Genomic DNA, 12,736 nt, shown 5'->3' on the forward strand with positions numbered 1-12,736 from the left:
AAACTGCAAGTTTCGACGAAGCAATCCAGTAAAAAATTCTGATCTACAGAATTTTTTTATTATTTTTCTAGATTGCCACGCGACCAAAGGTCGCTCGCAATGACGAGTTAGTAAATCACAAAGGCATTGTGAAAATAAACTGGGTCTTCCCTTGCTTATCGTTTTCTACCCAAATTTTTCCAGCGTGCAGTTCTATTACTTTCTTACATAATGCAAGCCCTACTCCCCTACCTCCTACCGGTGTACGTGTTTTAGAGCTCACAACAAATACGCCGAATATACTTCGTAATTCTGCTTTTGACACTCCTATTCCATCGTCTTTTATACTAAACAATATATTATCTTCGTGTATATGCGGAACAATTTTTATTATCCCCTCACTACAATAGTGAATAGCATTTATTATTAAATTATCGAATGTGTGTTTAATATAATGAGGATCATAGTTAAATATTATATTCTCTTCAATATCAGATACAAAATTTAAAGTTTTGCCATTTAGATATAACTTCTTACATATTTGAATTCTTTCGTGTAATAATTCACTTAAATTTATATTTTCTTTATTTAGTTTATAATTAAGACTGGGTAATTTTGAAAAATCTAGAATATTATTTATCAAGCTATTTAATCTAATAGAGTTTCTAGCTATAATCTCTACGGCATTGCGACGTTGATCTTCATTAAATTTATCATAATTACCCCATAAGGTTTCACCAAGGCTAATAATACCGGTTAGCGGTGTATTGATTTCATGGTTTATATTACGCAAAAATTCGTGCTTTAAATCGAGTAATTTCTCTAACTCTTGCTCTCTATAATTAACTCTATTACCTAAATGGGTGTTTTTTAGATTAACTAATCTCTCTTGCCCTCGTCTTGGTTTTAAAAATACTATTAAAAGGCTATTAAATAAGGTTAAGAGATATACTACTTTAAACTGAAAACTGTTTATACTAACTAATAGTTTCTCATCCATAAAATATTTATAAAACTCTATACTAGCAAATACGCCTGTAACCGTCATAAGTAAAGTAGCTTGCCACCTTAATAGCGTTACAATTATAAGTAAGTTAATTATAGAACTCATCAGTTGTAATTGATAGAAATTGTTTGATATAACAAGTAAACTACCAAAAAATATTAATATAATGAAAGTGGCAACAAACCAAGATAAAGATATAATATAATTCTTTTTAAATTTTAAAGGCCACATAGGATAAGTGATTAATATTGCAGCAGTTATAAGTGTGGTATGGTAAATAATATTATATATCTGCAAATGGTTCATTATTCTGCTACCAGGTGTAGTATATAAAGATGAGAACATCGATATTAAAATAAATATACCGATATAACTATAGGTAATTTCCTTACTAGGTATGGTACTTTTCCAATATTTAAAGATGTTAAAATTCTTAAGATCACGAAGTGAGATCAAAAATTTTCTTTTTCTCTCTTGCATGATTATTTTAACGGCTAGCAGTTCTTTTAAAGAACTAAACCCCCTGGGTTGCTTTAAAATATAATGGCTTCCAAGGAAAAAGAGTAAATTTACGATAGTTGCGGGTAATATCGGATAAATACCTAGAGCCGCTCTTAAAGAAAATATCTGCCACAATATAATAGTTAATATTGCAGCAATGCTGCCGATAAAAAAACTTCTATCAGTTGATTTAAAACCGTATATTAACAAAATCAACGGCAAAGTTATTAGCGGCAAATAGATACTAGTTAGTAATAGAAGTAGATTTATTAAATCTTTCGTATAAAGCGATATAATAAAACCTATTAAACCTATAGTAATTGCCGTTACATAATTATAATTTAATGAGGTCTTTTTAATGATGTCATTAGTAAAAGTTACTGCTGCAACGTTAATATAAGAGTTAGTACTTGAGATTATCATTGCCATAATAACGCCGACGATTAACCCTTTAAATCCTATATAACTTTTAATAATCCATAAAAACAATTCATTATTGTCAGCTACTGGATCTTGAGGCAGTAATAATATTGCAATCCGAATGAATAATATAGACAAACAAAGACAAATAATTACTGAAATAAAAAATGTTCGTGATATTTGCTTTGTATCTTTTGCCATCAATATTCTTTGAAAGATTGAAGGACCAAGTGACGAAATCGCAAAATATATAAAAATATTTAAAGAAATCCAAAATTTAGGGCTAGTATAGTAAAACAATCCTTGTAAATCAGTCAGACGAGTTTGTGCATTTGAGTCTATAGTTATATGTGGGTCGCTAAAAACATTCCATACGATAATTCCTATTACCGGAATAACGGCACTATAGGTAAAAAACTGTACGGCTTCGGTAAAAGTAACCGATTTTACACCGCCAAAAGCTGAATAGCTTATTATTACCGTAGCTATAGATAAATCTATGTAAAAATTTGAAATATTAAAGAATAGCTGTAATATTAAACTTGCTATGTGGAATTGCATGGCAATCCTACCTATAGACATTAATATGCTAACTACCGACATAAGAATACGAACTTTGTTACCGTATGCCTCCCCTATTATTTCCGACGCCGATAAGTTACCCAAAAAATTCTCAAAACGAGGAGCTATAAAGTAACTGATTAATAACCAACTAACGACACTACCGAATATACTAGGTAATAAGCAAAATAATCCATCCGTATATATTCTTGAATTATCGATTAAAAAAGTACTAGTACCGACCCAAGTAGCAATAAGAGTTGCAACTATCGTACCTGTAGAAAAATTCCTTTTCCCTATCGCATATTCACGAATATTATGTATACCCCTGATATTTAAAAGTCCAACTAGCAAATTAATCGCTAAAAAGCTAGTAAAAATGAGGGGGTCTATATTTGGCATAGGATTAAGTTATAGGGGTTTTCTATGAAAATAATAATAAAGATAAAGAAAGAAACAGACAATATTTTTATGGGGTTAAAAAGTATGTTATTCCTGCGAATGCATATGGGCGTCATAAGATTCTGTGTCATTCCCGCGAAAGCGGGAATCTTGTACTTCAAAATTTTTTTTAAAGTTTGATTTATCTCGCTTTATGCTGGATTCCCGCTTTCGTGGGAATGACATAAACGAGCCATGCAACAATACTGCTTTTAGCTAGGAATAAATTGAGATAAACTATCTCTTATTCATAAGGATTAAACTCTTCTACTGCCTGACCTAATGATGCTACAGAGTCATTATTATTATATCAAGTTGTGTACTCATCAAGTGTAGTATGACAAGCATCATAGTCAACTATTGCTGCTTTTTCTCTTCTAATACATCTGCATCAGTTTTATCACCAACCATCTTGATACTTGGATCAAACGATGGCTTATTATCCTTATTTAATAAAACTTCTAGAGCTTGAAGTTTTGGCTTATCGGCATTAACCTTTGAATTATTTTAAAATAGCCTATGAGTAGGTGTTGCTGCGTCTTTTCTACATTGAGAGTTACATTAGCGCTGTTTTCGATCGCGCCCCCGTATTGCAGCTTAGCATGAATAGTCTATAATCCTCAAACAGTAATAAGAGAGAATTATAGTTAAGGAGTTATGGCAAGAATAGATGTTAAGTGTAGATCAAGAATAGATGTTAAGTGTAGATATTGTAACGACACAGAAAAAGTAGTAAAGGCGGGATATTCAATTTCAAAACAACAGAGATATCAATGCAAGCAGTGTAATCGATATTTTCAACTGTAATATATTAATAATGCCTCTAAGCCTGGAGTCAAGGCTCAGATAGTAGATATGTCAATCAATGGCTCTGGAGTTAGGGATACAGTAAGAGTATTAAAAGTGAGTATCAATACGGTTATCCGTGTTTTAAAAAAATCTAGCGTTAAAAAAGATAAATCATTCTATCAATACGATAGAAGTAATTATTGCTCCTGAAATAGATGAACAATGGTCTTATGTACAGAATAAATCCAAACAAAGATGGCTTTGGTATTCTTTGGATAAGATTTTGTTAAAAGTAGTTGCTTATACTTTTGGTACAAGATGTGATAGCACATCAGAATCATTACTGAAAAAAAACCGGAGGATTTTAAGGTTACTTTTTACTTTACAGATGGATAGGGAAGTTATGCTGGGTTATTAGATCCCAAAAAACACATTGTTAGTAAAAAATATACTCAACGGATAGAACGGGGTAACTTAAATCTTAGAACAAGATGCAAAAGGCTGGCAAGGAAGAATTTGTATATTTCTGATAAATGAAGAGTAGGAGTATAGTTGGTGCATTCGATTGGATTTGAACCAACGACCTTTGCCTTCGGAGGGCAACGCTCTATCCAGCTGAGCTACGAATGCAGATATCGTCAAACGAACGTAGACTTTATCGCATGGTTCGAGAAATCTGCTATAGGTCATACCGTGGCTTGACCACGGTATCCAGAAATTTAAAATACTATTTAAGCTGGATCCCGTGAATAAATCACGGGATGACGAGGGCAGAATTGATCCACAACAATGCCTTTACACAATAACTATTAATAAGAACGGTTTAGAATAAATTTAATAATCGAAAACAAATAATCTTTATAAATATTCTGAACGGGGATTTTATTTAATAATTTATTTGTTTCATTTTCTAAGTTACTCAAATAACTAACTGTTTCATTGTAAATTTCATGCTTTACCATTAAGTCACGTATTTGCATAAAATCGTCTTTAGTACGCTTATCGCATTTAATTACATTTTCAAGCCAAAGCTGCTTATCTTGCTCTAATTTATCATGTAAAAAAATCAACGGTAACGTAACTTTTCCTTCTAGAAAATCGTCACCGATGTTTTTGCCTACCTGTTTGTCATTACTCAAATAATCCAGTAAATCATCTATAACTTGAAATATCGTACCGAGTAATTTCCCAAAATCTTGCATATCTTTAGAAATATGGTCTACCTGCTCTGCTATAATAGCTCCAACGAAGCAAGAAGATCCAAATAGTTCGGCGGTTTTAGATTTAACTATTTGATGATATTCGTCTATAGTTATAATACGTCGCTCATTTAACTTAACTAGCTGTATTACCTCCCCTTCGGAAATAATTGCCGAAGCTTTAGCTAGAACATTCATAGCTTTAATAGAGCCGGAAGCTACCATTAACCTAAAAGACTGACTAAAGAGGAAATCACCGACTAAAATACTTGTTTTACTCCCCCAAATAACGTTAGCCGTAGGTTTGAATCTTCTTAAAGTGCTGTCGTCCACCACATCATCATGAAGCAAGGTGGCGGTGTGAATGAATTCAATGGCACTTGCGAGCTTTATATGATTATCGCCTTCATAGCCAAACATTTTAGCGGTTATTATAGTTAAAAGTGGACGAATTCTTTTACCTCCTGCTTCCAGTAAATATTTACCGACTATTTCTATTAATTCCTCATCGCTTTTTAAACAGCTAATAATCAGATTATTTAACTTAGTTACTTCATCTTTTAAATCTTGCTGTATTTTTACTATAATATTCATTGTATTTTTATTATTGCTAGATTCCCGCACTCGGTGTCATACCGTGGCTTGACCACGATATTAATAGTATTTTTAACTAGATCCGGTGATCAAGTCACGGGGTGACATTGTCGGGCAGTATACATTCTTCTAATATTTTTTGATTAACATTAGGAATTAATTCCATAATTTTTGCTTTTATGCTTTCCCCAGGTTTCACTTTTTTTACTGCTGCTTGATATAAAGATAAATAATATAAAGGTATAAGTTTATTTACATCATCTATAGTACCTATTTTAGCTTTGTTTAAATCGGATAAATCAAATACATATTCAATACTAGCGTCAATTAAATTAGATGAATTTGGATGATCGGAAATGGTTTTTAAAAATAATTTTAAAGCATCTCCGTATACTTCCTTACTCTCTTCCGAAAAGTTTTTAAAATTCCTTACCCCATATATATATGGGCTTAAAACATCTATTATTCTAGGGTAATCATTAATTACTATTGTACCCTTACTATAAGAATCTTTAAGGGTATTTACTATAGTTTCATTTGTTATATTAAATCCAGATAGCTTTGAATATAGACTTAAGCTGTTTATCTGCGCCCTAGTTAATTTATTTAATTCAATAACTAAATTAATATTTAAATTAAAATTATATCGCCTATCTTCAAAAATACTAAAATTATATTGTTTATTATTAAAAATATAGCTTAGTTCATTATTAAAATCTTTATATATCTTATTATCGGAAAGTTTAAACGGATAGGTTTGCTTATCGTAATATTTCTTTATAAATTCTAATAAACCTATTATAAAACCTGGTTTTAGCTTAAATTGTGAATTTACCAAAAGATCAATATTATTATTGCCGGAATCGTTTAACTTACCTTTATATAATAAATTAATATTATTTTCAAAGTTATTACTATTTATTTTTGCATTAGTAACTTCGATTGTTAAATCTTTAGCAATATCTTTAAAATGCAAATTACTAGTACTAATCAAGAAATTACCGGAAAATTTGAAATTATTATTCCAGGCGAGTCTATATAATAATAAGCCGGCAGGTATTATTCGATCTTCAAGGTTACTTTGTACTATTTCGGTTTCATAATAAATTTCTAATTTTTGCGGTATATTATCGAGAAAATCCTGTTTGCTTATATAATACTTACTTTTGTCAAATAACATAGTAAATATAGTATGATCTTCTTCGTATAATTTTTGATTATCTAATAAGTCAAAAATTTCTGTTTTACCAGAGGTAAATTTAATATTTTTTATTAAATTTATAACTTCAAATAAATCTTTCTTTGATCGTACTATTTCAAATAGTTTAAAATTTAAAGGAATTTTTGCTGATAATATACAGTTATCATTATAAAATCTTACTCCAAATCCTCTTTGAACCGGCTTAAATCTTCCGAATGCTTCTCCGGAAAAATTTATAAATAAATTCTGCTTAAGTAAATCATAACCGATATTTATCGGTGAGGTAAATTCAATTGCTCTATTAATGCTCTCTTCTTGCCAATTAATTACCGAAATACCTAGTTTAAAAGGAAAACCATGGGGCTGAACTTTGGAAAATTTAATAAGATATTGATGATTAGAATTATTATCAGTCTCTTCTATATTAAGATCAGTACCGGCATATTTTTGGTTTATAGAATGTGATAAAGAGAGCATAATAGCAAACCACAGCCCACTATATGCGAGTATAATAAAGATAGTTATAAATAATATGACTTCAAGAGTTTTTTTCATTATTTTGGTATTTTTGTAATATCGATGTCATTCCCTCGAAAGCAGGGATGACGTATCCGTCCTATAACAAAGCCCTTTGGCAGGAATGACCTATATCTTTTATTTACACAATTTTGTATATTCCTTATTCAATTTTATAACATTCCAAATCCATAAACTCATCATAGCTATAAAGATTACTAATAAATATATTATAATAGAATCAAAGGTAGCAGTCGGAATAATAATAAATATTAAAGACTGGATAAATGCTCCGAGCGATTTACCGAATTTAGTACCTATTACCTCTACGGCAGCTTTTCCCTTAGTTCTAAGCTCTAAAGATAAAGGAATATACGCCATTTCTTTTGTTGAATCGAATAATGAATATTTAGACGACTTACTAAGTATGTTCTGAATTGCTCCGACAATAATCGCTGCATATAGAAGATTAAAATCATTGAAACATGATCCTATTTCTTCAATAAAAATTATAAAGATAAAAAACATCAAGCCGGTAATAGACAACATAGTAGGAGTTAATAATGCAGAAATAAGCCAACCTAGTCTTCTAAGAATATTGCTGCCTATTATCATGAAAGTAACACATGATATCCCCATCCAAATATTAAACCTGCCCATAAAATTAACATAGTCTATAGTGCTTGGATATAATTCTTTTATTTTTGCTTTCCACGGTCCTTCAACTATATTTATTAATAATCCATAACAGATTATTAATAAAGCAATACGACCTATATACTTTGAGTGCATTACTAATTTAATACTTTCAACTACCGAAAGTTTTGTTTTCGTTTTAGCCGTAACTTTTTTTGTATCTAAAACATTTATGGAATCCGTTAGAATAAATCTATTTATTACTCTAAATAGAAGCATAGCAATTATTCCTGCGGCAACAATAATTGACATGATAGGCTGAAGCATTATAGATTCTCCGGCAGTTGAATTAAAGGAATTTGGTAATAATTTTGAATCAATAACGCTCTGCCCGTCTGAGAAATAGACAAGTACACTGCCTGCCATTATAAGACCAATATTGCCAACCATTCCAAGAACAGGATAGAATCTTTTAGCTTTGCTAGTATCAAAAATGTGATTGGCAAACTGCCAAAACATTAAGTTTATAACTACTGCACTCCATAATTCCGAGAAAATATACATAAGTGCATAACTCCATTTACTACCTATCTTAATGAACCATTTAAAATTAGGGTATGAAGCAATTAAATTACTTATCATTTCACCATTAGGGTGATAAATATCTTGATTTGGATAAATAATATAAGCAAATAATAAGAAAAATAGTAAAAAACTTCCGACTATAATGTAGAAAATATATTCAAAATTTAATTTGTTACTAAGTTTAACGTAAAGTACAGTAAAGATTATGCACGAAGGTAATACTAACCATAATTTTAAGAAGCTAATAATTTCAGCACCCATAGATGGTACCACTAAGCTATCCTTGATAGATCTTAAAGTCCCAAAATTAAAAAGGATACATAACATCATTAAAGCCATGAGTATAAATAACTTTAATTCTTTCCTTTCTATAGGCCAAATTATCTCCTTAACTTTTTCAAAGAAAATTTTAGGCGATAACATTTTTATTGTAACCTTATATATTAAAGTTAACTTTTAAATCTCTTAAGTACTAAAGTCAATTAAAATAATCAATTTATACTGTTCCAAGGTGTTATTTCTCTATATCGCCAATAATATTTTGTGATCTTATCTAACTTACCCTGATTTGTCTTCCATAATTCCTGCTTATCGTTGGTCCATGGTTTGCGTCCCGCATAATGCAGAATAAAATAAGAAAGGTAAGGGCTTTTATTATCAAAATGCGTGCAAAAGTTCCATCTCATAGATAAAGGATAAATGTAATCATGAAAAGTAATATTTAATAAATCTTGATCGGGAAAAGGAAATTTACACTTAGAATTTTGTAGTGCTTCTAAAATCATATTTTTACCGGATTCTTCTCTCATGTTTTTTAAGTTAAAAAATATAACACCGCTATTTTTATAAGAACTAACCATATCTCTATTACATTCATTCATTACTTTATCACTACAATATGTAAAAGGTGTGTCTATACTACCTGCTGCGATATAATTACTCATATCTATCTTTTTAAAAGAATTCAAATCACGCAGCACTACAATATCTGCATCAAGATATAATATAGAATCTAGATGGGGAAAGATTTGGTCAAGATATAAACGATACATTACTAAAGAAGGCCACATATCTGAAAATTTAACTTTCTTATCAGTTAACTCTTGATTCAATATATTTTCAGAAAAAGGAATAAAGTCTATGGAATAATCACGTATATATTTCATGGAAGCTAATTTTTCCATTGATTCCCCTGTAACAAGGTCATTTGGATTCATAACAATATGAAATCTATAGAAAGTATCTAAATCGCTATTTAGTAAACTGGAAGAAATTACTGTGGCGGCATGAGGAGCAAATTTATCATTAATAATCAATGCTATATCGAGTATGTTATTTCGCCTTATACCGGTTAATTTAATTACATTTTGTATTTCTTCTATAGCAAGCCTGTAATCGGTTTGTATAGTTTTTTCATTAAAAGATGACCTACCGAGTAAATGAATTAAACTAAGCCTATATAGGCATTTTGCAGTAAGCTCCGGTATATTAAGTGAGATTAAACTATTTAAAAAAACTATTTCACTTGCTGTATAACCGCTTAAATATTTTGTAAAATCATCGTCATTTTTTATATCTAATACTTTCTTTACCTTTTCCTCATAACCTAAAATAATGAGTTTAGCTAAATTAATTGCAGCTTTTTTAGTATATAAAGTATCTAAACCGTAACTACCATTTTTAATTGCTTTACATTGCTGAATTAAAGTAGCATTTTTGTCTAGATACAGACGTAGTAAGCAATCATAACCCTTTGCTATCTCTAAACGTATCATTCCGTCTTCTACTTGAAAAGAACAAATTTTTTCTAACCTTGCTTTATCTTTTGATCTTAAAGATTTACTATCTAACCACTCAAGTGCTAAATCAAAATTTAATTGATCTTCACGTATGGTACTATAGAACCTATTATAACTATAAGGTCCAATATCCATAATACAACTTGTATCTTTGTGCATTCTGTAATTACTTACAAAAAAAGTAGAAATAACTACTATCATTAGAAAAATAAAAAAGGATAGTATTAGATTCGTACGAGACATTTATATTTATAAAAAATTAATGTACGGATTTTAACAATTAATAACAGAAAGAGCAATAATTAGATTAGATTATTTGCTTATCTTCAGTTATTATAGGCTTTATGTTAAATAACTCTCGTTTATGTATTATTTGGTTGTTTGGGCTTATTAGCGGTTTTAATCTAATGATTACCGGTAATACCTTAAATTATTGGCTTGCTAAAGAAGATATAGCACTGCAAACAATCGGTATATTATCATTCATAACGCTTCCCTACTCTATTAATTTTTTATTAGCACCGATTTTTGATGCAGTGCAAATTAAATATTTAAATAAAATATTCGGTCATAGATTATCTTGGATTTGCTTAACTAGTAGTGCATTAATATTCTTTATATATATTTTTAGCTTTCTAGATCCTAGTACTAATCTATTATTATTTGCTTTCACAGCTTTAATTATTTCTTTTTTTAGTGCTGCACAAGATACTATATTAAGTGCTTTAAGAACGGAAATAGTACCTAAAGAATCGCTTGGGTTTACTTCAGGAATATATATATTCGGTTATCGGATCGGTATGCTTCTTGCAGGTTCCGGAGCTATCTACTTATCTATTTACTTAACATTTAATGAAATATATAAAATCTTTGCCGGTTTAGTATTTATTTATTTGATGTTACTTATTTTAGCTGCTAGATACGCTAATTCTTTTGGTGTCGTTGAAGAAAGAATATACCATTCCCACGGAAGCGGGAATCCAGAAAACAACCAAAATAAGAATGAATTTTTTATAAAACGTTATTATTCTAATTTCTTAAAGATCTTTCTGGATTCCCGCTTCCGCGGGAATGGTATAGAAAGCGGGAATGACATCAGCCTCTCCTATTTCATTATTCTTATATTAATTTTCCTAGTATTATATAGATTACCGGATAACTTAATTAATGTTATGATTAATCCGTTTTTGCTTCATCTTGGGTATGATGCTTTTGAGATAGCAAGCGTCGGAAAGTTTTGGGGTGTTGTAGGAGCTATAATCGGTGGACTCGTCGGCGGTGTTATTATGAAACATAAAAATATATTAAATAGTATATTTTTATTTGGTATTATTCACGCTTTAGGTCATATTTTATTTATTTTTCTTGAGATAAACGGTAAAAATTCTTTATTATTATTTATTACGATAGGAATAGAAAGTATTACTGGCGGTATGACGATGACTGCTTATATCGCTCTTATTTCTTCGCTCTGCCAAGGTAAGTTTCGAGCTACCCAATATTCTTTCCTTTCATCGATGATGGGGATTTCACGTTCAATTTTTCCTATAATTTCAGGCTATATGGTAGTAAATTTCGGTTGGCAAAATTTCTTTTTATTTACTACTATTATAACTATCCCCTCTTTGCTAATATTATTAAAAATAAAAACTAAATTACAACGAATGAATTAAGATATTACTCTATATTTTAATAGTTACCAATACACAGAATTTTAAGATCTTGTTTTGGAGTAAAATTTTCTAGTTCATAAATATACACTCCCTCTTCTCTTTTTTTAAAGGAATTTCAATACAACCGAGTATAATAGAGATAGATGTTGTTGGAGGGGTAATTTCAAGACGAAATTTTTTAATTGCTCCTTTCCAATTCGCTCCTGTTGATAAGATATAATGCACTTCTAATACACGAGATGATGATTTTTCTTTAAACTTTGATAGAATTAACTCATAATCTGTAGTACTAACACAATAATTAGCAAGGTTATCATCCTTTTCAAGGAATTTACCTTCAATTATACTTTCGTGATTGAAATCAAGGTCCTCAGATAACCACTGATATCCAACATGCGGACTATAACTATGAGTAATATCTACAGTTTTTTTTAGCAGGAAAAGTTTGTTCCCATACATAACTCATCTGAAATTGCCAAAGAATCCTATCTTGGTCATCAATAAGGTTTAATTTTGTAAGTTTTTCTTTTAGCTGATGATTAATAACGTCACTATCCCAACATCCCGTTATATAAGTTGAAGAAAGAATAAGGATATTATTGTCAATTAGAATATTAGTGATATCCTTTCCATCCTTATCAATAGCACGTATAATAATGCCATAATTATATTCCTGTCCATTAACAGTGCGTTTAAAATCAGTAGGACTATAGGTAGATTTTTTTTGTCTCTACATTCAATAAATATGATTTATAAAGTTCAGTCCGGTGGGAGAGAAGACATATATTTTCTAAGCTAACCGGTAAAAGGGGAAGAGGAAAAATAACCTGCGTTAT

Annotated in this window: 11 protein-coding genes and 1 tRNA gene; 4 read left to right on the forward strand and 8 right to left on the reverse strand. The window is 30.2% G+C overall.

Annotated elements, in window-relative coordinates; all coding sequences use genetic code 11:
- Positions 1–115: 115 nt before the first annotated feature.
- Positions 116–2,869, reverse strand: coding sequence for a sodium:solute symporter family transporter (locus AAGD46_RS04425; protein ID WP_341786695.1), 2,754 nt, complete (start codon positions 2,867–2,869; stop codon positions 116–118).
- Between the two features lie 894 nt (positions 2,870–3,763).
- On the opposite strand from AAGD46_RS04425, the gene AAGD46_RS04430 reads away from it, so the two are divergent.
- Genes AAGD46_RS04430 through AAGD46_RS09080 form a run of 3 tightly spaced genes read left to right on the forward strand, consistent with a single transcriptional unit; the run spans position 3,764 to position 4,234 of the window.
- Positions 3,764–3,907, forward strand: a complete 144-nt coding sequence (locus tag AAGD46_RS04430; RefSeq protein WP_341786696.1) for an IS1-like element transposase — start codon at positions 3,764–3,766, stop codon at positions 3,905–3,907.
- A 1-nt stretch (position 3,908) separates the two neighbouring features.
- Complete coding sequence (locus AAGD46_RS09075; protein WP_410525972.1) at positions 3,909–4,115, forward strand: IS1 family transposase; 207 nt, start codon at positions 3,909–3,911, stop codon at positions 4,113–4,115.
- Between the two features lie 14 nt (positions 4,116–4,129).
- Positions 4,130–4,234, forward strand: coding sequence for an IS1 family transposase (locus tag AAGD46_RS09080; RefSeq protein ID WP_410525973.1), 105 nt, complete (start codon positions 4,130–4,132; stop codon positions 4,232–4,234).
- A gap of 16 nt (positions 4,235–4,250) precedes the next feature.
- Here the strand turns inward: AAGD46_RS09080 and AAGD46_RS04435 are convergent.
- The 5 genes from AAGD46_RS04435 to AAGD46_RS04455 all read right to left on the reverse strand — a co-directional run bounded on the left by AAGD46_RS04435 (position 4,251) and on the right by AAGD46_RS04455 (position 10,386).
- Positions 4,251–4,327, reverse strand: a tRNA-Arg gene (locus AAGD46_RS04435).
- A gap of 179 nt (positions 4,328–4,506) precedes the next feature.
- On the reverse strand, positions 4,507–5,490 hold the full coding sequence (locus tag AAGD46_RS04440) for a polyprenyl synthetase family protein (protein WP_341786697.1): 984 nt from the start codon (positions 5,488–5,490) through the stop codon (positions 4,507–4,509).
- Positions 5,491–5,584: 94 nt separating this feature from the next.
- Positions 5,585–7,246 carry a hypothetical protein gene (locus tag AAGD46_RS04445; RefSeq protein WP_341786698.1) on the reverse strand — a complete coding sequence of 554 codons (1,662 nt, stop codon included), beginning with the start codon at positions 7,244–7,246 and terminating at the stop codon, positions 5,585–5,587.
- Between the two features lie 99 nt (positions 7,247–7,345).
- The gene (gene tlc3, locus AAGD46_RS04450) at positions 7,346–8,851 is read right to left on the reverse strand and encodes a nucleotide exchange transporter Tlc3 (protein WP_341786699.1); all 1,506 of its coding nucleotides are present in this window, start codon (positions 8,849–8,851) and stop codon (positions 7,346–7,348) included.
- A 68-nt stretch (positions 8,852–8,919) separates the two neighbouring features.
- Complete coding sequence (locus AAGD46_RS04455; protein WP_341787898.1) at positions 8,920–10,386, reverse strand: glycosyltransferase family 8 protein; 1,467 nt, start codon at positions 10,384–10,386, stop codon at positions 8,920–8,922.
- A gap of 185 nt (positions 10,387–10,571) precedes the next feature.
- Between AAGD46_RS04455 and AAGD46_RS04460 the strand changes: the two genes are divergently transcribed.
- A complete protein-coding gene (locus AAGD46_RS04460) occupies positions 10,572–11,900 on the forward strand; it encodes an AmpG family muropeptide MFS transporter (protein ID WP_341786700.1) in 1,329 nt (442 codons plus the stop codon).
- Between the two features lie 69 nt (positions 11,901–11,969).
- Here AAGD46_RS04460 and AAGD46_RS04465 read toward each other — a convergent pair whose 3' ends face one another.
- A complete protein-coding gene (locus AAGD46_RS04465) occupies positions 11,970–12,359 on the reverse strand; it encodes a DUF4424 family protein (protein WP_341786701.1) in 390 nt (129 codons plus the stop codon).
- The gene (locus AAGD46_RS09085; protein ID WP_410525974.1) at positions 12,307–12,558 is read right to left on the reverse strand and encodes a hypothetical protein; all 252 of its coding nucleotides are present in this window, start codon (positions 12,556–12,558) and stop codon (positions 12,307–12,309) included. Before AAGD46_RS09085 ends, AAGD46_RS04465 begins: the two co-directional genes overlap by 53 nt.
- Positions 12,559–12,736 lie beyond the last annotated feature (178 nt).

The organism is Rickettsia endosymbiont of Cantharis rufa (assembly GCF_964026445.1).
Taxonomy (GTDB): domain Bacteria; phylum Pseudomonadota; class Alphaproteobacteria; order Rickettsiales; family Rickettsiaceae; genus Rickettsia.